Source organism: Streptomyces albus subsp. albus (assembly GCF_000725885.1).
Classification (GTDB): Bacteria; Actinomycetota; Actinomycetes; order Streptomycetales; family Streptomycetaceae; genus Streptomyces; species Streptomyces albus.
On the sequence record NZ_JODR01000045.1, the window covers coordinates 1 to 23,161 of the forward strand.

Here is a 23,161-nt window from a genome sequence, read left to right on the forward strand (position 1 = left end):
ATGATCGCGCAGGCGCGGGAGAACAGTGCCGAGGCGCTCACGGAGCTGCGGGACCTGGTGCGCGGCATCCACCCGCCGGTACTCGCCGAACGCGGCCTGCCCGACGCGCTGCGCGCGCTGGCCCTGCGCATGCCCGCCCCCGTGGAGGCCGACATCGAACTGCCGGGGCGGTTCGAGGAACCCGTCGAGACGGCCGTGTACTTCGCGGTGAGCGAGCTGCTGACCAATGCCGCCAAGCACTCCGGGGCGTCCCGGGTGTGGCTGGACGTGCTGTACGCGCGCTCGGCACCGGGCGGGCCCGCGATCCGTGTCACCGTGACCGACGACGGCAAGGGCGGCGCCTCGCTCGACGGGGGCTCCGGTCTGCACGGGGTGCGGCGCCGTCTCGCCCAGTTCGACGGTGTCCTGGCTCTCAGCAGCCCGGCCGGCGGTCCCACGATGATCACTCTTGAGGTGCCGGCCGACCCCCTGGACGACGCCGGCACCGCCGGCTGACCCCTCCCCTGCCGCCTGCCCCCACCGGCACCGCGGGTCCGCCCTGTCCCGGCGGGTGACCCTTGTCCCCTGTAGGTCGTTTTGAGGGGTGTGAGTGAGGGGACCGCGACGCTGGACGTCGAGCAGGCCGAGGTCGCTCTCGTCGCGCACTACGCGAGGCTGGTGCGGCTCGCGTACTGCGTCCTGGGGGACGGGCCCCGCCACGCACGGGCCGCGCACACGCTGGCACAGCGTGCGCTGCCCCGGCGGAGGACGACGACGGACGGCCTGCCCCGGGCGCAAGGCGAGGACGACGCCGCGTACGCGTGGCTGCGGCTGCGCGTGGTCAGGGCGGCGCTCGACCGGCCCCGCCCGCCGCTGCCCGGACACCGTGGCCGCAACGCGCCCGCCCGCGCCGCGTACGCGCTGCGCCATCTGGAGGGCATGGCGGACCCGGAAATCCGCCGGCTGCTGGACGCGGCCCGCGTGCGGGACCCGGAGGCCGCACTGGCCGACGCCCGCACCGTGACGGTCCCGGTGCACGCCGGGCCCTGCGCCCTGTGCGCCGCACCGGCGGCCCACCCCCTGACGGCGGTGCGCCGCAGACGGCGCGGCCGGGCGGCGCTGGCCGCGCTGTGCGCCGCCCTGGCCTGCGGCGGGCTGCTCGGGACGTCCGGCAGCGGCTGGGGGCCCGACGCCGCCACCCGGGCGCCGCTGCTGACGGGTACCGACGCGCAGCGCGCGCTGGAGCCCGACGCACTGGTGCGCGTGGGGCGGAACGCCTGGCGGCACGCCTCCCGTACGGACTTCGCCGCCTGGCCGGCCCGCGGCGCACTGCGCGGCGACGCCTCGCTGCTGCGCCGCGCCCTGGTCACCTGGGCGCGGCCACGCGCCGACGTACGGCTGAGCGCCACCCCCGGCACCCCGCAGGGCCCGCCGCCCGGCCCGCCCCAACTGCTGTACGCGGGACGGCTGGACGGACGGGCCGTGGTGCTGCTGTACGACGGGCTGCGCGTGGCCCGGTACGCGGAGCCGCTGACCCCGGGCGACGGCTCCCGGGCGGCGAAGGACGGCATCTCCTTGGAGCTGGCCCGCGCGGCGGGCGCCGGGACGGCGGCCTCGGCAGCGCTGGCCGTCTCGCGCGGCGAGGACGAGGTCCGCTATCTGACCGCCCCCTGGATCGGCCGGGCCGCCCATGTGGATCTGCTCGACCCGGAGGACAGGACGGGCAGCCCCCTTGCGCGCGACGCGGACGGGGTGACCGAACCGGTGCCCCTGCCGGTCACCCAGCCGCGGCACTGCACCCGCTGGCCGGGTCTGCTGCTGAGCGGCAGTGCGCACCTCGCGTCCCGTGCGCAGCTCTACACCGATCTGGGCGAGCCCGTCCCGGCCCGGCTGACGGACGGCACGGCACGCGACCCGGCCACGGGCCCGGCGGCACGCGGACGGCTGGCCCGTACGGTCTGCCATCTGCCGGCGGTGCTCGACAGCGGGGTGAAGACCGTCTCCTCGTGGGAGTTCGCCCGGCAGCGGCTGCCGGACGGGGACGGTGAGGCGGCCTGGGTGTGCACCCGGGCGGCGACCTGGCGGGGTGCCGGTGCCCGCGTGATGACACAGTTCCAGCCGCCCGCGGCGCACCCCGGCCGCCCGGGGGCCGTCACCTCGCGCGCGGAGGACACCCGCACCTGCGGCCCGCGCTCCCGGCAGGTCCTCACGGGGCTGCTGTGGAAGTCCACGCGGGGCCACTGGTACGTGCTGGCCGCCGGCGATCCGCGGATCACCCGGCTGCGGGCCCGCGGCACGGGTCTGGTGGAGGGCCCGGCCCGGGCGGACGGCAACACGCTGGCTGCCCGCGCCGCCGGCCGGGACACCTCGGTGCGGCTGTCGGCCCAGCGGCGGGCCGACTGAGCGGGCGGCCCGCGGCGGCGACGGCTCGCCCGGTGGGCGCCGGTGAGCGGCCGTCACCGCTGGGTGCCGTCACACGTCGCGGCGGCGCAGCACCCGTGCCGCCACCGTGAGGGAGGCGAGGGCCCACAGCGCCATGAGGGCGAGCCCGGCCTGCCATCCGTAGCTGCCGTTGCCGTCCAGCAGCAGGGCTTCGGAGGCGCCTGCGGGCAGCAGATCGACGGCGGTCTCGGCACCGGGCAGCACATCGAGGGCCATCGGCAGCAGGAAGAGCAGCCCGAACAGTGCGGTGACGGTGCCGGCGGACCGGCGCACCACGGCGGCGAGCCCCACCGTCAGCACGCTCAGCAGCGCGGCGTGCACCCCGACGCCCAGCACCTGCCCGCACACGGTGGCCGTATCGAAGGTGCTCTCCTCCAGCGTCACCAGGCCGCACACGAGGCCGACGACCCCGCACAGGAGTCCGGCGGCGAAGGTGACGGCGCCCAGGGTGAGGCTTTTGGCGGCCAGCAGCCGTACCCGGTCGGGCACGCACAGGAAGGCGGTGGTCGCGCTGCCGGTGGCGTACTCGCCCGTCACCGCGAGCATCGCCAGTGCCGCCACCACCAGTCCGGTGCCGTTGAGTTCGGCGACGACGGCAGGTCCGGCGGGTGAGGCCCCCGGATCGTGGGTGAGGACACCCGCGGCGGAGGCGATGACGCCGGTGAGCACGGCGGCGCCCAGCAGCAGGTACCAGGTGGAGCGCAGGGAGACGAGTTTCGTCCACTCGGCGGCGACCGCGCCGCGCAGTCCCGCCGTGCGGGAGCGGCCGGCGGGCCGGGCCGGTGCCGGTGCGGTGGCGGCCATCGTCACACCCCCGCCGTCTCGTCGGTACGCCGCTGGGCGTACTCCACGCTCTGCGATGTGAGCCGCATGTACGCCTCCTCCAACGACGCCTGAACGGCGCGCAGTTCGTACAGGTGGACACGGGCTTCGTGGGCGAGGTCCCCGACGCGTTCGAGGGGGACGCCGCTCACCGACAGTTCGTCCGGTGCCGGGCGCGTCACCTCGGCGCCCTGTGCGGTGAGCCGGTCGGCGAGCAGGGCGATCCCGCCGTGTTCGGGGCCGCGCACCCGCACGGTGCGCCGGGTGCCGGCCGCGACCACGTCCGCGACGGGCCCGTCCGCCAGCAGCCGGCCCCGGCCGATGACCACCAGCCGGTCGGCGGTCAGTTCCATCTCGCTCATCAGATGGCTGGAGAGGAACACGGTGCGGCCCTCGGCGGCCAGGGAGCGCAGGAAGGAGCGCACCCACAGCACCCCGTCCGGGTCGAGGCCGTTGACGGGCTCGTCCAGCAGCAGCACCTCCGGGTCGCCGAGCAGCGCGGCGGCGATGCCCAGGCGCTGGGCCATGCCCAGTGAGAAGGAGCCGGCCCGGCTGCCGGCCACCTCGCCGAGCCCGACCGCGTCGAGCACCTCGGGCACCCGGCGGGCGGGAATGCCGTTGCTGCGGGCCATGGCCAGCAGATGGGCGTGGGCGGTGCGCCGGGGGTGTGCGGCGCGTGCGTCCAGCAGCGCCCCCACCACGCGGAGCGGGTGGGTGAGTTCGGCGTACGGCTTGCCGCCCACGAGGGCGGTGCCCCGGGTGGGGCGGTCCAGCCCCATGATCATGCGCATGGTCGTGGACTTGCCGGCCCCGTTGGGGCCGAGGAAGCCGGTGATCCTGCCCGGCACCACCTCCAACGACAGGTCGTCCACGGCGGTCTTCGCGCCGTATTTCTTGGTGAGTCCCCGCAGTGTGAGCATCGTTCCTTCCCGGTGCGGCTCGCTGCCTCGCTCGGTCAACCGGGACGCTACGGAGCGGGCGGGGCGCGGACAGGGGACCTCGGTCACCGGCCGCCCTGTACTTTCGTCAGGTCCCGCGGCCCGGCGGGCGGCGGTGCACCGCGCCGGGTTAGCGTGCTTCCTCGGCTGGAGGAAAGCGGGGAACGAGGACGATGATCCGGGTACTGCTGGCGGACGACGAGGCGATGATCAGGGCCGGGGTGCGGGCGATCCTCGCCTCGGCGGCGGACATCGAGGTCGTCGCGGAGGCGGCCGACGGCCACGAGGCCGTCGAGACGGCGCAGCGGCACCGCCCCGACGTGTGCCTGCTCGACATCCGCATGCCCCGCCTGGACGGCCTGCGTGCCGCCGCCGAACTGCGGCGCACCTGCCCGGACAGCGCCGTGATGATGCTGACGACGTTCAGCGAGGACGAGTACATCGCCACCGCCCTCGGCTCGGGCGCCGCCGGGTTCGTCCTCAAGTCCGGCGACCCCATGGAACTGCTGGCCGGGGTGCGCGCCGTCGCCGACGGCGGCGCCTACCTCTCCCCCACCGTGGCCCGGCACGTCCTCACCCACATGGCAGGCGGACAACTGGGCCGCCGGGCCGGCGCACAGGCCCGCATCGCACCGCTGACCCCGCGCGAACGCGAAGTGCTGGGCCTGGTGGGGGCCGGCCTGTCCAACGCCGACATCGCCGCCCGGCTGCACGTGGTCGAGGGCACGGTGAAGACGTACGTCAGTCAGATCCTCGCCCGGCTCCAGGTGCGCAACCGGGTGCAGGCGGCGATCCTCGCCTACGAGGCCGGGCTGGTCCCCGGCACCGGGCCGCAGCAGCCCTGAACCGGGGCGCGGGCCGGGTACGAACCGGGGGACGGACCGGGCAAGAACCGGGTGCGGGCGGGTCGCCGTCCCGGCACAGGGGCACGTAACTCACGGGCGCCGCCCGCGTTGTCACCCTTGACACTGGCTTGCCGCACTTCGCGACCCGCACCGCGGGTCCCGCCCGATGGGGAAGACTTGTGACCCAGCACGCCACGCCCCCGCAGCCCCTCACCCCCCGTCCGACGCCCCCACAGGACGGGACCGGGCAGGTCGCCGACCCCGGCCCCGCCCCCGCACGCCGCGCCTCCTCCCCCGGCCTGGGCTGGTGGCGGGACGCCGTCATCTACCAGGTGTACGTGCGCTCGTTCGCCGACGGGGACGGCGACGGCGTCGGCGACCTGCCCGGCGTCCGGCAGCGGCTGCCCTATCTGGCCGATCTCGGCGTGGACGCGGTGTGGCTGACCCCCTTCTACGCCTCCCCGCAGGCCGACGGGGGCTACGACGTGTCCGACTACCGCGCCGTCGATCCCCGCTTCGGGCACCTCGACGACGCCCGGGCCCTGGTCGCCGAGGCCCATGGGCTGGGGCTGCGCGTCATCCTCGACATCGTCCCCAACCACACCTCCGACCAGCACCCCTGGTTCCGCCGCGCCCTGGCCGGTGACGCCGCGGCCCGGGAGCGCTACCACTTCCGGCCCGGACGCGGCGAGGGCGGGACGCTGCCGCCCAACGACTGGGAGTCCGTCTTCGGCGGGCCCGCCTGGAGCCCCGTACCCGGCGAACCGGGGCTGTGGTACCTGCACCTGTTCGCGCCCGAGCAGCCCGACCTGGACTGGCGGCACCCGAAGGTCCACGAGGAGTTCGACTCCGTGCTGCGGTTCTGGCTCGACCTGGGCGTGGACGGCTTCCGGATCGACGTGGCACACGGCATGGTCAAGGCCGAGGGGCTGCCCGACATCGGCGCCGGGGAACAGGCCCGCATGATCGGCAGCCAGGAGCTGCCGTTCTTCGACCAGGACGGCGTCCACGACATCCACCGCGCCTGGCGCCGCCTGCTGGCCTCCTACGGCCCCGACCGCATCGCCGTCGCCGAGGCGTGGGCCCCCACCCCCGAACGGCTCGCGCTGTACGTGCGGCCCGACGAATGCCACCAGGCGTTCAACTTCCACTTCCTCCGGGCCGGCTGGGACACCGGGCAGCTGCGGACGGTGATCGAGGAGTCGATGGCCGCCGCCACCACCGTCGGCGCCCCCACCACCTGGGTGCTCTCCAACCACGACGTCGTCCGCCACCGCACCCGCCTCGGCTCCCTGGCCCGGGCACGCGCCGCCACCCTGCTGATGCTGGCGCTGCCCGGCTCCGTCTACCTCTACCAGGGCGAGGAGCTGGGCCTGCCGGAGGTGACGGAGCTGCCCGACGACGTCCGGCAGGACCCGGCCTTCTTCCGCACCGCGCAGGGCGGCAGGGCGGCCGAGGGCCAGCAGGGGCTGCGCGACGGCTGCCGGGTGCCGATGCCGTGGACGAGCGACGGGCCGTCGCTGGGATTCGGCCCCGCCGCCGGCTGGCTGCCCCAGCCCGCCGGGTGGGGCGAGCTGTCGGTCCAGGCGCAGACCGGCGACCCCCTCTCCACCCTGGAGCTGTACCGCACGGCGTTGCGGCTGCGGCGGCTGCTGCCGGGACTCGGCGACAGCGCCATGGAGTGGCTGACGGCGCCCGAGGGGGTGCTCGCGCTCTCCCGGCCGGGGCTGGTGTGCGTCCTCAACACCAGACCGGCCCCGGTGGAGATGGCGGCGCCCGGCGAGCTGCTGCTGTGCTCGGCCCCCGAGGAGTCACGGGACTCGATGGAGGCGGGGGCGGCCCCGGGGCGGCTGCGGTTGCCGGCCCAGACCTGCACCTGGTGGGCGGCCTGACCCACACCCTCCCCCGCTCGTCGGGAACCCTGAGACAGCGGGACGCGCGGCCTCCCCCGAGGGGACGACGCCGCATGTCCAAGACCCGACCGCAGGATGATCGGGCCGGTCACCCCGTCTGGCAGACTGTCGCTCTATGGGGGTACCGACCACGAGGACCAAAGACGACACCCGGCACGGCGCCGGCGAACCCGCGACCGAGAGCGCCCCTGCGCACGGTGAGGACGAGCGGGCCGCCCGCGGTGCCCGCTTCCCGCGCGGCACCCTGGCGAAGTGGCGCTCTCCCCGGCGCCCCCGTCTGTGGTTCGAGATCGCGCTGATCGCCGTCAGCTACTGGACGTACTCCCTCATCCGCAACGCCGTCCCCGAGCAGCGGGCCGACGCGCTGCGGAACGCCGACTGGATCTGGCGCACCGAACACACCCTCGGGATCGCCGTCGAGCAGACCATCAACCACACCATCGGCGGTGTCACGTGGCTGATCGTCACCATGAACTACTACTACGCCACGTTGCACTTCATCGTGACGATCGGCGTACTGGTGTGGCTCTACCGCAGCCATCCGGGGCGGTACGCCGCGACCCGGCTGGTGCTGTTCACCACCACCGGCACCGCCCTGCTCGGCTACTACCTCTTCCCCCTGGCCCCGCCGCGGCTGATGAGCGGGGGACACTTCATCGACACCGTGCAGGTGCACCAGACCTGGGGGTCGATGGCGTCGGGCAACCTGGCGCAGATGTCCAACCAGTACGCAGCGATGCCGTCCATGCACATAGGGTGGTCGGTCTGGTGCGGCATAACCATCGCCATGCTGGCCCGGCCGGTGTGGGTGCGGGTGCTGGGGGCGCTGTACCCGGCGGCGACCCTGCTGGTCATCGTGAGCACCGCCAACCACTTCTGGCTGGACGCCGTGGGCGGCCTGCTCTGCTTGGGCTTCGGCTTCGCCCTCTCCTACGCCTGGTACGGCCGCGTCTCCTACCGCCTCCCCCGACTGGCCGCCGCCCCGGCCTGAGCCGGGGCGCCCTCACGGCTGCGCGTCACTCGGCGGCGTAGAAGAGGCGGTCCACCACGGCGCGGGCCCGCCGGGTCACCCGGCGGTAGTCGTCCAGCATCTCCCCCACGTGCCCCGGCTCGTACCCCAGGTACCGGCCGACGGCCGCCAGCTCCCGCGACTCCGAGGGGAAGGTGTCGCCGGGCCGGCCGCGCACCAGCATCACGGCGTTGCGCACCCGGGAGGCCAGCACCCACGCCTCGTCCAGCACGTCCGCGTCGTCCCCGGCGATCAGCCCGGCCTCCCGGGCGGCGGCCAGCGCCGCCCGGGTACGGGTGGTGCGCAGCTCCGGCACCTCGGCACCGTGCCGCAACTGCATCAGCTGGACGGTCCACTCCACGTCCGTCAGCCCGCCCCGGCCCAGCTTGGCGTGCGTGGTGGGGTCGGCGCCGCGCGGCAGCCGCTCGCTCTCCATCCGCGCCTTCAGGCGGCGGATCTCCCGCACCGCATCGTCCCCCAGCCCGCCGACCGGATAGCGCAGCGGATCGATCAGCTCGATGAACCGCTCCCCCAGCCCGGCGTCCCCGGCGACGAACTCGGCCCGCAGCAGCGCCTGGCTCTCCCACACCACCGACCAGCGGGCGTAGTAGGCGGCGTACGAGGCAAGGGAGCGGGCCAGCGCCCCCGACTTGCCCTCCGGACGCAGATCGGCGTCGATGACCAGCGGCGGGTCCGAGGACGGCAGCTGGAGCAGCCGCCGCATCTCGGTGGCGACGGCGAACGCGGCCTTCCCCGCCTCGTGCTCGCTCACCCCCTCCCGCGGCTCGTGGACGAACAGCACGTCGGCGTCCGAGCCGTAGCCCATCTCACGGCCGCCGAACCGGCCGACGCCGATGACGGCGAACCGGGCCGGCAGCTCGTCGCCCCACTGCTCGCGCACGGCCGCGCGCAGCGCCCCGGCGAGCGTGGCCGCGTTCAGATCGGTGAGGGCGGCACCCACCCGGTCGAGGGCGGCGGCCGGCTCCTGCTGGGCCACGCCCTCCGTGCCGTAGGCGCCGATCAGATCACCGGCCGCGGTACGGAACAGCTCACGGCGGCGCACCCCGCGGGCCGCCGCCACCGCCGCCTCGGCGCCCTCGGCCCGGCCCACGGCCGCCAGCGTCTCCTGTGTGAGGGCTTCCCGGGAGCGGGGCCGCAGCCCGTTCTCGTCCCCGAGCAGGGCCACCGCCTCGGGGGCGCGCAGCAGCAGGTCCGGCGCGAACCGGCCGGCCGACAGCACCCGGGCCAGGTTCTCCGCCGCCGCGCCCTCGTCCCGCAGCAGCCGCAGATACCAGGGGCTCTTGCCGAGCGCGTCGGAGATCTTGCGGAACCCCAGAAGACCCGCGTCCGGGTCGGCCGAGTCCGCGAACCAGCCCAGCAGCACCGGCAGCAGCGTGCGCTGGATGGCGGCCTTCCGCGAGACGCCCGAGGCCAGCGACTCCAGATGGCGCAGCGCCGCGGCCGGGTCCGCGTACCCCAGCGCCTCCAGACGCTGCCGCGCCGCCTGCGGCGACAGCCGCTCCTGCCCGGCCTCCAACTGGGCCACCGCGTCCAGCAGCGGCCGGTAGAACAGCTTCTCGTGCAGCCGCCGCACCGCCGACGCGTGCCGCCGCCACGCCTTGTGCAGCTCGGCGACGGGCTCGCTGCGGTACCCCAGGGACCGGCCCAGCCGCCGCTGGTCGGCCTCCGACTCGGGCATCAGATGGGTGCGGCGCAACTGGTAGAGCTGGATACGGTGCTCCATCGTGCGCAGGAACCGGTACGCCGCGTCCAGCGCCGCCGCGTCCTGCCGCCCCACGTAGCCGCCCGCGGCCAGCGCGTCGAGCGCCTCCAGCGTGGTGGGGCTGCGCAGCGAGGTGTCGCTGCGGCCGTGCACGAGCTGGAGCAGCTGCACGGCGAACTCCACATCCCGCAGCCCGCCCGGCCCCAGCTTCAGCTCCCGCTCCACCTGCGCCGCCGGGATGCTGGCCACGACACGGCGCCGCATCTGCTGGACGTCCGTGACGAAGTTCTCCCGCTCGGCCGCCTGCCACACCAGCTGGGCCACGGCCTCCACGTACTCGTAGCCGAGCGCCGGATCGCCCGCCATCGGCCGGGCCTTCAGCAGCGCCTGGAACTCCCACGTCTTGGCCCAGCGCTGGTAGTAGGCCAGATGGCTGCTGAGGGTGCGCACCAGCGGACCGTTGCGGCCCTCCGGCCGCAGATTGGCGTCCACCGGCCAGATCGTGCCCTCGGCCGTGGTGTCGGAACAGATCCGCATCATGTGCGAGGCCAGCCGGGTCGCCGCCTGGAGCGCCCGCTCGGTGTCCTCCGCCTCGCCCTCGCGGGCCGGGCCGGCCGGCTCGGCGACGAAGATGACATCCACGTCCGAGACGTAGTTCAGCTCGTTGCCGCCGGCCTTGCCCATGCCGATGACGGCCAGCTTGCAGGCCGCCGCGTCCTCGGGCGACGCCGCCCGGGCCAGCGCCAGCGCCCTGCGGATGGTCGCCGTCGCCAGATCGGCGAGCTCGGCCGCCGTCCGCGCCACATCGCTGGTGCCGCACACGTCGCGGGCCGCGATGGACAGCAGCGCCCTGCGGTAGGCGACCCGCAGCGCGTCACGGTCGTCGGCGTCCTGGAGAGCCGCCTCGAACTCCTCGATCCCCGGGTGCAGGTCCGCCGACTCGTAGGTAACCAGCGCCTGCCAGTCGCGGGGATGCCGGGCCAGATGGTCGGCGAGCGCGTCCGAGGCACCGAGCACCCCCAGCAGACGGTCCCGCAGCGGTTTGGCCGTCAGCAGGGTACCGAGCAGCGGCTGGGCGTCCTCACCCTGGCCCTCCAGCGCCTCCACCAGGCGAAGCAGGCCCAGCAGCGCCAGATCGGGGTCGGCCGTCGCGCCGAGCGCGTCCAGGAAGAGGGGGTCTTCCCGGACACGTGACAGCTGGGGACTGCTCAGGAGTCTGCCGGCGGCCTCCGGGTCGGTGAAGCCGTGCCGCAGCAGCCGTGCGTACGGCGTATGCCGCCTGCCCCCTTGTGTCACGCTCACTCCTCGCAGCTCCTCTCGACCAAAGCCACCCCCATATTGGCGCCTCGATCCCCCGCTCCTGCTTCCGACCGTGATACCTACTCCTTGGTACCCCAGCGCCCACCACCACCGGACAGCAACGGAGTCACAAACCCCGCCAAGGGCTCCCGCCGCAAGGCGGGGCTCTTTCACGTCAACGGGCTCAGGCTCTTTCGGCCGGGGGTTCTAGGGGGCGAAGCCCCCTAGCGGGGGGCGGTTGGGGGGCGGAGCCGCCCCAACGCCCGTCCGGCGAGGACCGGGGGTTTGGGGGCGGAGCCCCCAACAAATGGGGGATTACGGGGGCGGAGGCCCCAGCCACAGGGATGAGGGCCCCACCCACAGGGGGAGCACAGGGGCGAAGGCCCCAGCCAAAGGGGCGAAGGCCCCAGCCAAAGGGGCGAGGGCCCCACCCCTGGGGCAGCAAGGGGCGAGGGCCCCAGCCTTGCTCACAGCACGGGAAGAGATTTCCGCAATTCGAATGCGGTCACCTCACTGCGGTACTCCTCCCATTCCTGCTTCTTGTTCCGAAGGAAAAAGTCAAAGACATGCTCGCCCAGCGTCTGGGCAACCAATTCACTCCGCTCCATGAGAGCGATGGCCTCACCGAGGTTCTGCGGCAACGGCTCGATCCCCATCGCCCTGCGCTCCGCGTCGGACAGCGCCCACACGTCGTCGTCGGCCCCGGCCGGCAGTTCGTACCCTTCCTCGATGCCCTTGAGCCCGGCGGCCAGCAGCACCGCGTAGGCGAGGTAGGGGTTGGCCCCGGAGTCGAGAGAGCGCATCTCGACGCGCGTGGACCCGGTCTTGCCGGGCTTGTACATGGGTACGCGGACGAGCGCGGAGCGGTTGTTGTGGCCCCAGCAGATGTAGGAGGGGGATTCGCCGCCCTCCCCCGCGGTGCGGTTGGCGCCGCCCCAGATGCGCTTGTAGGAGTTCACCCACTGGTTGGTGACGGCGGAGATCTCGCCGGCGTGCTGGAGCAGTCCGGCGATGAAGGACCGGCCGACCTTGGAGAGCTGGTATTCGGCGCCGGATTCGTAGAAGGCGTTGCGGTCGCCTTCGAAGAGGGAGAGGTGGGTGTGCATGCCGGAGCCGGGGTATTCGGAGAACGGCTTGGGCATGAAGGTGGCCTGCACCCCTTGTTCGAGGGCGACCTGCTTCATGACGAGGCGGAACGTCATGATGTTGTCGGCGGTGGACAGCGCGTCGGCGTACCGCAGGTCGATCTCCTGCTGGCCGGGGGCTCCCTCGTGGTGGGAGAACTCGACGGAGATGCCCATGGACTCCAGCATGGTGATGGCCTGGCGGCGGAAGTCCATGCCGACGTTCTGGGGGGTGTGGTCGAAGTAGCCGGAGGAGTCGGCGGGGACGGGGCGGGAGCCGTCGACGGGCTTCTCCTTGAGCAGGAAGAATTCGATCTCGGGGTGGGTGTAGAAGGTGAACCCGAGGTCGGAGGCTTTGGCGAGCGCCCGCTTGAGGACGTAGCGCGGGTCGGCGTAGGAGGGCGATCCGTCCGGCATGAGGATGTCGCAGAACATGCGCGCGGTGCCGGGGGCCTCGGCCCGCCACGGCAGTATCTGGAAGGTGCCGGGGTCGGGCTTGGCGATCATGTCGGACTCGTAGACGCGGGCGAAGCCCTCGATGGCCGAGCCGTCGAAGCCCATCCCCTCGTCGAACGCCTGTTCAAGCTCGGCGGGCGCGACGGCCACTGATTTCAGGAAGCCGAGGACATCGGTGAACCAAAGCCTGACGAACCGGATGTCCCGCTCCTCCAGGGTGCGGAGGACGAATTCCTGCTGCTTGTCCATGGGCCTATCCTTGCAGGTCAGAGGGGGGTCGGTCAGGTCCCCTGGCGCGTCGGGGCCGCCTGAAGCGTCCCACCTTCGGGTTTCGTGGGGATTGCGCGCCCTGGTCCGATCGTGACACAGCGCACGCGCGGCGTGCCCGGCCCGTGCGGGTTCGGGGTGGACGGGAATTCGGGGGAACCCGTATGCATTGAAGGTGGACGTAAATAGTTCAACAATCAACTACCGACGGGACGCGCGCCCCCGCCCGGAGCGCACCGACCAAGGACGGCGAGCACCATGACGGCCACCACCCCCATCCAGTTCGGGATCTTCACCGTGGGTGACGTGACGCCCGACCCCACGACGGGGCGGACGCCCACCGAGCACGAGCGGATCAAGGCGATGCTGACCATCGCCCGCAAGGCGGAGGAGGTGGGCCTCGACGTCTTCGCGACGGGCGAGCACCACAACCCGCCGTTCGTGCCGTCGTCCCCCACCACGATGCTCGGCTACCTGGCCGCCAGGACCGAGCGGCTGATCCTCTCCACCTCCACCACGCTGATCACCACGAACGACCCGGTGAAGATCGCCGAGGACTTCGCGATGCTCCAGCACATCGCCGACGGCCGCGTCGATCTGATGATGGGCCGCGGCAACACCGGCCCCGTCTACCCCTGGTTCGGCCAGGACATCCGGCAGGGCATCCCGCTGGCGATCGAGAACTACGCGCTGCTGCGCCGGCTGTGGACGGAGGACGTCGTGGACTGGCAGGGGCGCTTCCGCACCCCCCTCCAGGGCTTCACCTCCACCCCGCGCCCGCTGGACGGCCTCCCCCCGTTCGTGTGGCACGGCTCCATCCGCAGCCCGGAGATCGCCGAGCAGGCCGCCTACTACGGTGACGGCTTCTTCGCGAACAACATCTTCTGGCCGAAGGACCACTTCAAGCGGCTGATCAACCTCTACCGCGACCGTTTCGAGCACTACGGGCACGGCACCCGCGAGCAGGCCCTGGTGGGGCTGGGCGGCCAGGTGTTCATGCGGAAGAACTCGCAGGACGCGGTGAACGAGTTCCGCCCCTACTTCGACAACGCGCCGGTCTACGGGCATGGCCCCAGCCTGGAGGAGTTCACCGAGCAGACGCCGCTGACCGTCGGCAGCCCGCAGGAGGTCATCGACAAGACGCTGACCTTCCGCGAGTCGTTCGGCGACTACCAGCGCCAGCTCTTCCTCATGGACCACGCGGGGCTGCCCCTCAAGACGGTGCTGGAGCAGCTGGACATGCTGGGCGAGGAGGTCGTGCCGGTGCTCCGCAAGGAGATGGCCGCGGGCCGCCCGGCGGGCACCGCCGACGCGCCCACGCACGCCGCCCGCCTCGCCGCCCGCGACGCCGGGCAGGACCGGGCGGCCACGCAGAGCGAGGAGGCCGCCGTATGACCACGAACACCCAGGCGCAAGCCGCGCGGCTGGCCGTCGTCTCGGCCGGGCTGAGCGAACCGTCGTCCACCCGGCTGCTGGCCGACCGGCTGGCCGGGGCCACCCGGTCGGCCCTCGCCGAGCAGGGCGTGGAGGCCGAGGTGACGACGGTCGAGCTGCGGGACGTGGCCACGGAGATCGCCCACAACTTCACCACCGGCTTCCCCGGCGGGGCGCTGCGCGGCGTCATCGAGTCGGTGACCGGGGCCGACGGGCTGATCGCCGTCACCCCGGTGTTCTCCGCCTCCTACAGCGGTCTGTTCAAGTCGTTCTTCGACGTGCTCGACAACGACGCGCTGACGGGCAAACCGGTGCTGCTGGGCGCCACCGGCGGCACCCCGCGCCACTCGCTGGTGCTGGAGCACGCCATGCGGCCCCTCTTCGCCTACCTGCGGACCGTGACGGTGCCGACGGCCGTGTACGCGGCGACCGACGACTGGGCCGCCTCCGACGACGGCCTGACCCCTTCCCTCCCGGGCCGCATCGCCCGCGCGGGCGGGGAGCTGGCCGCCCTGGTGGCCCCGCGCACCGGTGCCGCCGCCCGGCAGCCGCAGGCCGCCGAGGAGGAGGTCGTCCCCTTCGAGCAGCAGCTGGCGGCGCTGCGGGTCGAGGAGTGAGGTACCTCCGCGTGGCGGCGTCCGCACTCCGCCGATAGGGCGCGATCCGGCGGCCCCGGCACGGCGTGGCCGGGGCGTCGTGCCGCCCGGTGCCTACCCTGCCGCCCAGGGTTCCGGCCGGGGCCGAGGACCGCGGGGAACACGACGGACGCGGGGACGCGGGGCACACGAGGGAGCGGCAGATGGGAAGCGCGTGCGGACGGCTGGCCGGACGAGGCGCGGTGGTGGGGCTGGCACTGGTCCTGCTGGCGGGCCCGGGATGGCCGGGGGACGCAGGGACCGCGCGGGCGAGCACCCGGGCGCTGCCGCCTCCGCCCCCGGTGTGGCAGGCGACGTGGGGGCCGCTGCACGACGTGACGGGGCTGCTGCGGCCCCGCCCGGGCCGGCCGGGCGTCCGGCCGCCGCGGCCGGCGCACCCGCATCCGGTCTCCGCGCGGGTGCTGCGGCTGGTCAACGAGGAGCGGGCCCGCGCCGGCTGTCCCGGGGTGCGGTTCGACCGGGCGGTGGCCCGCGCCGCCCAGCGGCACAGCGTCCACATGGCGCGGACCAGGACACTGGCCCACGAGCAGCCCGCGGGGGCGGACCCGGGACGGCGGCTGGCCGCCGAGGGGTACCGGTGGAAGCGGGTCGGGGAGACCATCGCGCGGGGGCAGCGGAGCCCGGCGGGCGTGGTGCGCGCCTGGATGCACAGCGCCGAGCACCGCACCACGCTGACCACCTGCGCCTACCGGGACGCCGGGGTGGGCATCAGCCGCGGGGCGCGCGGCCCGTGGTGGACGCTGCTGCTGGCGAGCCCCTGCACCTGATACCCGCACCCGCCCGGCCGCCGTACCGTCCGTGCCGCCCGCGTCGGGGCGGGCGCCGGCACCGTGCCGGCACACGACCGCGGCCCGGTGTGTGGGGCACCGGGCCGCGGAAGGTGGGGGGTGACGTGCGGTGCCGCGCGTTCCGGCCGTACGGCCGAGGCTACGGCTGGGGGTGTGTCACTCGACGATGTTCAGCAGGAGGTTGGGCGAGCCCGGGCCGGGGTTGCCGACGACGTCCTTGGCCGCGCCGTCGACGAGCGCCTGGGAGACGGCGTCGGGGGTGGCGTCCTTGTGGCCGGAGAGGTAGACCGCCGCGGCGCCCGCGACGTGCGGGGAGGCCATGGAGGTGCCGGAGATCGTGTCGGTGGCGTCGTCACCGGTGTTCCAGGCGCCGGTGATGTCCACGCCGGGCGCGTACAGGTCCACCACGTCGCCGTAGTTGGAGAAGGTCGCCTGCGCGTCCTTGTTGTCGGTCGCGCCGACGGTGATGGCCTCCTTGACGCGGGCGGGCGAGCTGTTGCCCGCGTCGGAGGACTCGTTGCCGGCGGCCACGGCGAAGGTGACGCCCGCCTCGATGGAGTTGCGCACGGCGGTGTCGAGGGCCTCGTCGGCGCCGCCGCCCAGCGACATGTTGGCGACCGAGGGGGCCTTGGCGTTCTTGGCGACCCAGTCGATGCCGGCCACGACCTGTTCGGTGGTGCCGGAGCCGTTGTCGTCGAGCACCCGCACCGCGACGACGTCCGCCTTCTTGGCCACGCCGTGCGCCTCGCCGGCGACCGTGCTGGCCACGTGGGTGCCGTGGCCGTTGCCGTCGGTGGCGTCGTCGTCGCCGTCCACCGCGTCGTAGCCGCTGGTGGCCCGGCCGCCGAAGTCCTTGTGGGTGGTGCGGACACCGGTGTCGATGATGTAGGCGGTCACGCCCTCGCCCGCGCTGTCCGGGTAGACGTACTTGTCGTCCAGGTTCAGCTCGGGGGTGTCGATGCGGTCCAGGCCCCAGGAGGGCGGGTTGGCCTGCTCGGCGCTGATGGTGTGCTTCTGGTTGGCGAACACCTTGTCGACCGCCGGGTCGGCGGCCAGCTCCTTCGCCTCGGCCGCGGTCATCTTCGCGGAGTAGCCGTTGAGGGCCTTGGTGTAGGTTCTGCGGACCTTGCCGCCGTGCTCGGCGATGACCGACTTGCCCTTGGCCGCCGCCGACTTGGTGGAGACGGCGGACTTCTTCATCGTGACGATGTAGCTGCCCTTGACGGCGTGGGACGAACCGGCGCCGACGACCGTGCCGGTCGCACGCGCCTCCGGCGCCGCGCTGGCGGGCAGCGCCGTGACGGCCCCGATGGCCGCTGCGGCCACCGCCGCGGATATGCCGAGAGCAACCTTGTTACGCGTCACTGCCATGGGGAGGGTGCCTCCTCGTGTGGGGGGTGTGCGCCTGTGGGGTGGCGCGCTCGGCACGCTAGGCGGCCTGTCACGAGCAGGACAAGAGGTGGCCCGCGCGGGCCGTCACCAGGTCAATTGCCTCACTGCGTGCCTTTCCTGACGGCTCGGACAGGTGCCTTCTTGACGGCGCCGGCACCCCGCGCCGACTGCTGCTGCGGCACCCAGCCCAGACTCGCCGCACGCATGCCGAGCTGGAAGCGTGTGGTGGCGCCCAGCCGCTCCATCAGCCCGTGCAGCCGCCGCTGGAAGGTGCGGTAACTGACCCCCAGCTGACGGGCCATCACCTGGTCGGTCATCCCCGTGGTCAGCAGGGCCAGCAGCCTGGCCTCCTGCGGACTCGGCCCGTCCGGGGCGCCCGGACGGCGGCCCGCCAGATACTCCGAGATCGGCAGCGCCCGCCCCCACAGCACCTCGAAGAACTCGCACAGCACCTCCAGCAGCCCCGAGGGGTGCACGACCACGCTGCTGGCCAGTTCGTGCGGGGCCGCCCGCAGCGGGATGAGCGCGATCCGGTCGTCCGCGATCAGCATCTTCGTCGGGGTGTCCGCCATCACCCGCGCGTCCTCGCCGAGTTCCGCCGCGGCGCCGATGTCCCCCTCGAAACGGTGCGAGGTGGCCAGCCCGTCCGTGTCGTAGATGACGCGGTAACCGATGCCCCGCCGCAGCATCTGCGCCTGCACCGGCATCATCCCCGTCTTGGGGTCCAGCCGGTCCGGGTCGCTGTTGGCGTACGGCGGCCGGTCGATGCCCCGTATCTCGGTACGGGCGCTGCGCTGCAACTGGTCGACCTGCCGGATGACCGCGGCCCGCCCGGTGACGATCTCCACCAGGTCGAGCGGGTCCCGCCCCGCCGCGCTCGCCCGGAAGCGGGCCGCCAGGTGCTGGATGTGCCGGCGCGTGCGGTGGATCTCCTCCTCGCGGGCCAGCAGCAGCGACTCGAAGGCGATCTCGGGCGCCACCGGCAGATACCGCTCCTCGCCGCCCTGCCGCCGGTCCGCGGCGAACCGTCCGACCAGGTTCAGCTTCTCCAGTGAGACGAGCGCCGCCCGCACCCGCGCGGCGCTCAGCCCGGCCGTGGCACGCAACTCCTCGACGGTGACGGCACCGTCCACCAACGCCTCGTAGACCTGCTGTTGGACAGGGTCGAGATCCAGGGCCTCCAACATGCTGGGAATCCTCAGCGCGGTGGCGAGTTCGCGTCAATGACCGAACCCCGCCAGCATGGGTGCACATACCCGGGAAATACGCAGGAACCCTGCGGAATCCGGCCGAGCGCGCCCCGCCGATACCCCCGGCGGGCATCCCGTTAAGGTGGCCCCATGGCGACCGAGCAGCGCACGCACCGGCCCGGCACCGTCTGGTGCGGCCGGATACTGCTGCTGGCCGCGCTGCTGCTCGGGCTGGTCACGATGCACACGCTCGGCCACCCGGAACCACAGCGGACCGCCGCGCCGGCCGGGCACGCCGCAGCGGCCTTCCACCCGACGACGGCCGCCGACCCGGCAGCGGCCGGGCCCTCCGCGGCGGGCGGCCCCTTTGCCGGGACCGAGCCCGCTGCGGCGGACCGTTCTGCGGCGGACAGCCCTTCGCCGGCGGGCGCACCCCCGTACGCGGCGGCGCCGGACGCCCCCGTCCGGCCCGCGGCGCTCGTCTCCGGCCCGGCGGCCGGCCCAGGCCCCGACGGCCGTGGCGGCCATGGCAGCCACGGTGTCCATGGCAGCCTCGCCGCCTACGGTCACGTCGCCGGTGGGTACGCCGACGACCCGGGCCCCGGTGCCGGGCACCCTGGCGGCGGGCGTCCCACTGCGGACCAAGGCGGCGACGCTGACAGCAACCCGGGCACTGCCGGGAACGGCACGACCGGCCACGGGAAGGCGCCACACGGGACCACTGGGCAGAAGAACAGCAGCCCTGAAAACGCCGCCGTACAGGGCACCGCCGTGCAGGGCGCCGCCGTACAAGCCGCCACCGCACCCGGGAACACCGGGTACGGGGACTCCGGGCAGAAGAACGCCGCCGTACAAGGCACCACCGCGCACGGGAACGCCGAACACGGGGACGCCGGGGACGCCGGGCCCGGTGGGCAGCACCACGGCACCGGTATGGACCCCACCTCCGTCTGCCTCGCCGTGCTGGGCGTCTGGTCGGCCGCGGCGCTGCTCGGCGCCTTCATGGCGCTGATACTGCGCCGGCGCGCACCGCACCCGTGGGCGCCCCGCCGGCCGCGGACGTGGCGGGTGCTGTGGCCGCTGCCGCCGCCGAGTACCGCCTCACGCCTCGCGCAGCTGTCGGTCCTGCGGATCTGACAGGCCCCGCACGCACGCCCCGCCGCTCCCGCGTCCCGCGCGGGCGGTGAGCAGGCGTGCGTGCACCGGCCCGATGACCGAGGAGACACCACGTGAGGTACACCCATGCACTCCCTCCCCACCCGCCGTGCCGTGCTCGGCACCGGCGCCGCGCTCGCCGTCAGCGCGCTGGCGGCGTCCTGTTCCACCGGTGAGAGCGGCGGCGACAACGCCGGCCGCACCGACTACGTCCGGCCCGACGGCCCCGAGGTCCGCGCCGCGGAGGCCGAACGGCCCCGGGGCCGTACCCGGAAGGTGCGGCTGACGGCCCAGCGCACCCGCCTGGACCTGGGCGGCGGGGTGACCGTGCCCACCTGGGCGTACGGCGACCGGCTGCCCGGCAAGGAGGTGCGGGTGACGGCGGGCGACACGCTGGCCCTCACCCTCGCCAACCATCTCCCCCGCTCCACCTCCCTGCACTGGCACGGGCTGGCGCTCCGCAACGACATGGACGGGGTGCCGAGTCTCACCCAGCGGGCGATCAGGCCGGGCGGCGACTTCACCTACCGCTTCACCGTGCCCCACCCGGGCACCTACTGGTTCCATCCGCACTCCGGGGTCCAGCTGGACCGGGGCCTGTACGCGCCGCTGATCGTGGAGGACCCGAAGGAGCCCCTGGAGTACGACAAGGAGTGGGTGGTCGTCCTCGACGACTGGGTGGACGGCGTGGACGGCTCGACCCCGGACGCCGTGCTGGCGGAACTGGGCGAGGGCATGGACCACGGCGGTGGCGGCATGGACCACGGCGACGGCGGCTCGGGCCACGGCGGCATGGACCACGACGGGGGCTCGGGCGGCGGCTCCGGTGACGACGGCGGCGAGCACGGCGGCTCCGGGAACGGCGGCTCCGGGAACGGCGGGCACGGTATGCACGGCATGGCCGCCCGCCGGCCGATGGACAAGGGCCCCTCGCGGATGATGATGGGCGCCACCAGCAAGCTGCTGGGCGGGGACGCGGGGGATGTGAAGTACCCCCACTACCTGGTGAACGGCCGGGTCGCCGAGGACCCGGAGACGTTCCGGGCCCGGCCCGGTGACCGCATCCGCATCCGCCTGGTGAACGCGGGCGGCGACACGGCTTTCCGGGTGGCCCTGGGCGGGCACCGGATGACGGTCACCCACACCGACGGCTACCCGGTGGAGCACGCCCGTACGGACGCCCTGCTGGTGGGGATGGGCGAGCGCTACGACGTGCTGGTGACGGCGAAGGACGGTGTCTTCCCGCTCACCGCGCTGGCCGAGGGCAAGAAGAAGACGGCCCGAGCGCTGCTGCGCACCGGCCCGGGCGCCGCCCCTACCCGCACGGCACGCCCCGGGGAACTGGACGGCAGGCTGCTGACGGCGGACAGGCTGCGGGCGGCGGATGCGGTCCGGCTCGGGAAGGGCAAGCCGGACCGCACCGTCACCCTGAAGCTGACCGGCTCCATGGAGCGGTACGACTGGGGCATCAACGGCCGCCGCTACGACCCGCGGTACCGCTATGCCGTCTCGGAGGGCGAGCGAGTACGGCTGCGGTTCGTGAACACGACGACGATGTGGCACCCGATGCACCTGCACGGCCACACCTACGCCCTGCCGCACGGCGGGCCACGCAAGGACACCTCGATCGTGCTGCCGGGCCGGACGCTGGAGGTGGACTTCGACGCGGACAACCCGGGACTGTGGATGGTCCACTGCCACAACGTCTACCACGGCGAGAGCGGCATGATGACCGTGCTCGGCTACCGCAAGTAGCCGGGCGGGCGGCGGGCCCCGGGCGCGTTCCGGGGCCCGCCGCCCGGGGCCCGCCCGTAAACGTCAGCCCGACGATTACACTCGGTTCCGTGCCTCAACTACGTCTCGCGCTGAATCAGATCGACTCCACCGTCGGCGACCTGGCGGGCAACGCCGAAGCCGTCCTGCGATGGACCCGGCACTCCGTCGAGCAGGGCGCCCACCTGGTCGCCTTCCCGGAGATGATGCTGACCGGCTACCCCGTGGAGGACCTGGCGCTGCGCCGGTCGTTCGTCGAGGCGAGCCGCACCGCCGTGCAGGACCTGGCCGGGCGGCTGGCCGCCGAGGGCCTGGGCGAGGTGCCGGTCGTCGTCGGCTACCTCGACCGCTGCGAGCAGGCCCAGCCCCGCTACGGGCAGCCGGCCGGCGCCCCGCAGAACGCGGCGGCCGTGCTGCACCGCGGCGAGATCGTCCTGACCTTCGCCAAGCACCACCTGCCCAACTACGGCGTCTTCGACGAGTTCCGCTACTTCGTGCCGGGCGACACCATGCCCGTCGTCCGGGTCCACGGCGTCGATGTGGCGCTCGCCATCTGCGAGGACCTGTGGCAGGAGGGCGGCCGGGTGCCGGCGGCGCGCAGTGCGGGCGCAGGGCTGCTGCTGTCGGTGAACGCCTCCCCCTACGAGCGGGACAAGGACGACACCCGGCTTGAGCTGGTCCGCAAGCGGGCGCAGGAAGCCGGCTGCACCACCGCGTACCTGGCCCTGACCGGCGGCCAGGACGAACTGGTCTTCGACGGCGACTCGATCGTCGTCGACAGGGACGGGCGGGTGCTGGCGCGGACGCCGCAGTTCGAGACGGGCTGCACCCTGCTGGATCTGGAGCTGCCCGCCGCCCCGGCCACCCCGCCCTCGGGCGTGGTGGACGACGGGCTGCGCATCGAGCACCGGGTGCTGTCCGCGGAGCCGCTGCCGGCCTACGAGCCGGAGTTCACCGGCAGCGAGGCTCCCCGCCTGGAGGACGACGAGGAGATCTACAACGCGCTGGTGGTGGGACTGCGCGCCTACGTGGAGAAGAACGGTTTCCGCTCGGTGCTGATCGGTCTGTCCGGCGGTATCGACTCGGCGCTGACCGCCGCCATCGCCTGCGACGCGGTGGGCGCGCAGAACGTTTACGGCATCGCGATGCCCTCCCGCTACTCCTCGGAGCACTCCAAGGAGGACGCCGCCGAGCTGGCGGAGCGCACCGGCCTGAACTTCCGCACGGTCGGCATCGAGCCGATGTTCGCCTCCTACATGGACGCGCTCGGGCTGACCGGGCTCGCCGAGGAGAACCTCCAGTCGCGGCTGCGCGGCACCCTGCTGATGGCCGTCTCCAACCAGGAGGGGCACATCGTGCTGGCGCCGGGCAACAAGTCGGAGCTGGCGGTGGGCTACTCCACGCTGTACGGCGACTCGGTGGGCGCCTACGGCCCCATCAAGGACGTCTACAAGACGAACATCTTCCGGCTCGCCAAGTGGCGCAACCGCGCCGCCGAGGAGCGCGGGGAGACGCCGCCGATCCCGGAGCGATCCATCACCAAGCCGCCCAGCGCGGAGCTGGCGCCGGGCCAGGTCGACACGGACTCGCTGCCCGACTACGACGTGCTGGACCGCATCCTGAAGCGGTACGTGGACGGCGACCAGGGCGCGGCCGACATCGTCGCGGCGGGTTTCGACGCGGAGACGGTGGCCCGGGTGCTGCGGATGACGGACCGCGCCGAGTACAAGCGGCGCCAGTACCCGCCGGGCACGAAGATCTCCCCCAAGGGTTTCGGCAAGGACCGCCGGCTGCCGATCACCAGCCGCTGGCGGGAGGGCTGAGCCCTCGCACGAAGGGGCCCGCACACCGTCGCGGCTTAGGTTCTAGTAGTCGTCGCAACACCCCAGCTCAAGGGGTGCGATGGATTTCGAGATCCGAGCGGACCGGGCTCCGCAGGGGCGTAAGAAGTTGTCC

Annotated in this window: 17 protein-coding genes; 11 read left to right on the forward strand and 6 right to left on the reverse strand. The window is 73.6% G+C overall.

The annotated features are described in order from the left end of the window. Both IO40_RS0131805 and IO40_RS0131810 read left to right on the forward strand, forming a co-directional pair. A partial coding sequence (locus IO40_RS0131805; RefSeq protein WP_030409616.1) for a sensor histidine kinase occupies positions 1 to 495 on the forward strand: 495 nt, incomplete at its 5' end. Positions 496 to 585: 90 nt separating this feature from the next. Next, positions 586 to 2,382 (forward strand): hypothetical protein, encoded by a 1,797-nt coding sequence (locus IO40_RS0131810; protein WP_016468623.1) that lies wholly within the window; start codon positions 586 to 588, stop codon positions 2,380 to 2,382. Positions 2,383 to 2,451: 69 nt separating this feature from the next. On the opposite strand, the gene IO40_RS0131815 is transcribed toward IO40_RS0131810, so the two are convergent. Further along, on the reverse strand, positions 2,452 to 3,225 hold the full coding sequence (locus tag IO40_RS0131815; protein ID WP_031176614.1) for an ABC transporter permease: 774 nt from the start codon (positions 3,223 to 3,225) through the stop codon (positions 2,452 to 2,454). A 2-nt stretch (positions 3,226 to 3,227) separates the two neighbouring features. Further along, positions 3,228 to 4,163, reverse strand: coding sequence for an ABC transporter ATP-binding protein (locus IO40_RS0131820; RefSeq protein WP_016468625.1), 936 nt, complete (start codon positions 4,161 to 4,163; stop codon positions 3,228 to 3,230). Between the two features lie 191 nt (positions 4,164 to 4,354). Between IO40_RS0131820 and IO40_RS0131825 the strand changes: the two genes are divergently transcribed. The 3 genes from IO40_RS0131825 to IO40_RS0131835 all read left to right on the forward strand — a co-directional run bounded on the left by IO40_RS0131825 (position 4,355) and on the right by IO40_RS0131835 (position 7,930). After that, the gene (locus IO40_RS0131825; protein WP_016468626.1) at positions 4,355 to 5,026 is read left to right on the forward strand and encodes a response regulator; all 672 of its coding nucleotides are present in this window, start codon (positions 4,355 to 4,357) and stop codon (positions 5,024 to 5,026) included. A 179-nt stretch (positions 5,027 to 5,205) separates the two neighbouring features. Beyond that, a complete protein-coding gene (locus IO40_RS0131830; RefSeq protein ID WP_031176615.1) occupies positions 5,206 to 6,918 on the forward strand; it encodes a glycoside hydrolase family 13 protein in 1,713 nt (570 codons plus the stop codon). Positions 6,919 to 7,054: 136 nt separating this feature from the next. Further along, positions 7,055 to 7,930: a phosphatase PAP2 family protein gene (locus IO40_RS0131835; protein WP_016468628.1), complete on the forward strand. Its 876-nt coding sequence runs from the start codon at positions 7,055 to 7,057 to the stop codon at positions 7,928 to 7,930. Between the two features lie 25 nt (positions 7,931 to 7,955). On the opposite strand, the gene IO40_RS0131840 is transcribed toward IO40_RS0131835, so the two are convergent. Together IO40_RS0131840 and glnA are read right to left on the reverse strand one after the other, a co-directional pair. Beyond that, a complete protein-coding gene (locus tag IO40_RS0131840) occupies positions 7,956 to 10,967 on the reverse strand; it encodes a bifunctional [glutamine synthetase] adenylyltransferase/[glutamine synthetase]-adenylyl-L-tyrosine phosphorylase (RefSeq protein WP_031176616.1) in 3,012 nt (1,003 codons plus the stop codon). 470 nt (positions 10,968 to 11,437) lie between these two features. Next, on the reverse strand, positions 11,438 to 12,799 hold the full coding sequence (gene glnA / locus IO40_RS0131845; RefSeq protein ID WP_016468630.1) for a type I glutamate--ammonia ligase: 1,362 nt from the start codon (positions 12,797 to 12,799) through the stop codon (positions 11,438 to 11,440). A gap of 294 nt (positions 12,800 to 13,093) precedes the next feature. Between glnA and IO40_RS0131850 the strand changes: the two genes are divergently transcribed. The 3 genes from IO40_RS0131850 (at position 13,094) to IO40_RS0131860 (ending at position 15,674) form a co-directional block, all read left to right on the forward strand. Next, positions 13,094 to 14,212, forward strand: a complete 1,119-nt coding sequence (locus IO40_RS0131850; protein WP_031176617.1) for an LLM class flavin-dependent oxidoreductase — start codon at positions 13,094 to 13,096, stop codon at positions 14,210 to 14,212. After that, entirely contained in the window at positions 14,209 to 14,868 is a 660-nt protein-coding gene (locus tag IO40_RS0131855; protein WP_016468632.1) for an FMN reductase, read from the forward strand. Before IO40_RS0131850 ends, IO40_RS0131855 begins: the two co-directional genes overlap by 4 nt. Before the next feature lie 182 nt (positions 14,869 to 15,050). Next, a complete protein-coding gene (locus IO40_RS0131860) occupies positions 15,051 to 15,674 on the forward strand; it encodes a CAP domain-containing protein (protein ID WP_016468633.1) in 624 nt (207 codons plus the stop codon). A 177-nt stretch (positions 15,675 to 15,851) separates the two neighbouring features. Here the strand turns inward: IO40_RS0131860 and IO40_RS0131865 are convergent, their stop codons facing one another. Together IO40_RS0131865 and IO40_RS0131870 are read right to left on the reverse strand one after the other, a co-directional pair. Beyond that, positions 15,852 to 17,066, reverse strand: coding sequence for a S8 family peptidase (locus IO40_RS0131865; RefSeq protein WP_016468634.1), 1,215 nt, complete (start codon positions 17,064 to 17,066; stop codon positions 15,852 to 15,854). Between the two features lie 122 nt (positions 17,067 to 17,188). Beyond that, positions 17,189 to 18,274, reverse strand: a complete 1,086-nt coding sequence (locus IO40_RS0131870) for a DprA-like winged helix domain-containing protein (protein ID WP_016468635.1) — start codon at positions 18,272 to 18,274, stop codon at positions 17,189 to 17,191. A gap of 153 nt (positions 18,275 to 18,427) precedes the next feature. Here IO40_RS0131870 and IO40_RS0131875 point away from each other — a divergent pair, with 153 nt between their 5' ends. From IO40_RS0131875 to IO40_RS0131885, 3 genes are all read left to right on the forward strand, one after another. Further along, a complete protein-coding gene (locus tag IO40_RS0131875; protein WP_031176618.1) occupies positions 18,428 to 19,414 on the forward strand; it encodes a hypothetical protein in 987 nt (328 codons plus the stop codon). 105 nt (positions 19,415 to 19,519) lie between these two features. Continuing rightward, a complete protein-coding gene (locus IO40_RS0131880) occupies positions 19,520 to 21,187 on the forward strand; it encodes a multicopper oxidase family protein (RefSeq protein WP_031176619.1) in 1,668 nt (555 codons plus the stop codon). An 89-nt stretch (positions 21,188 to 21,276) separates the two neighbouring features. Next, positions 21,277 to 23,028 (forward strand): NAD+ synthase, encoded by a 1,752-nt coding sequence (locus tag IO40_RS0131885; protein ID WP_016468638.1) that lies wholly within the window; start codon positions 21,277 to 21,279, stop codon positions 23,026 to 23,028. Positions 23,029 to 23,161 lie beyond the last annotated feature (133 nt).

What these genes read in the sequence shown, in the direction of transcription:
- IO40_RS0131815 (WP_031176614.1), bottom strand. Translation starts at nt 3,225, where the DNA reads ATGGCCGCCACCGCACCGGCACCGGCCCGGCCCGCCGGCCGCTCCCGC.
- IO40_RS0131820 (WP_016468625.1), bottom strand. Translation starts at nt 4,163, where the DNA reads ATGCTCACACTGCGGGGACTCACCAAGAAATACGGCGCGAAGACCGCC.
- IO40_RS0131825 (WP_016468626.1), top strand. Translation starts at nt 4,355, where the DNA reads ATGATCCGGGTACTGCTGGCGGACGACGAGGCGATGATCAGGGCCGGG.
- IO40_RS0131835 (WP_016468628.1), top strand. Translation starts at nt 7,055, where the DNA reads ATGGGGGTACCGACCACGAGGACCAAAGACGACACCCGGCACGGCGCC.
- glnA (WP_016468630.1), bottom strand. Translation starts at nt 12,799, where the DNA reads ATGGACAAGCAGCAGGAATTCGTCCTCCGCACCCTGGAGGAGCGGGAC.
- IO40_RS0131855 (WP_016468632.1), top strand. Translation starts at nt 14,209, where the DNA reads ATGACCACGAACACCCAGGCGCAAGCCGCGCGGCTGGCCGTCGTCTCG.
- IO40_RS0131860 (WP_016468633.1), top strand. Translation starts at nt 15,051, where the DNA reads ATGGGAAGCGCGTGCGGACGGCTGGCCGGACGAGGCGCGGTGGTGGGG.
- IO40_RS0131865 (WP_016468634.1), bottom strand. Translation starts at nt 17,066, where the DNA reads ATGGCAGTGACGCGTAACAAGGTTGCTCTCGGCATATCCGCGGCGGTG.
- IO40_RS0131870 (WP_016468635.1), bottom strand. Translation starts at nt 18,274, where the DNA reads ATGTTGGAGGCCCTGGATCTCGACCCTGTCCAACAGCAGGTCTACGAG.
- IO40_RS0131875 (WP_031176618.1), top strand. Translation starts at nt 18,428, where the DNA reads ATGGCGACCGAGCAGCGCACGCACCGGCCCGGCACCGTCTGGTGCGGC.
- IO40_RS0131880 (WP_031176619.1), top strand. Translation starts at nt 19,520, where the DNA reads ATGCACTCCCTCCCCACCCGCCGTGCCGTGCTCGGCACCGGCGCCGCG.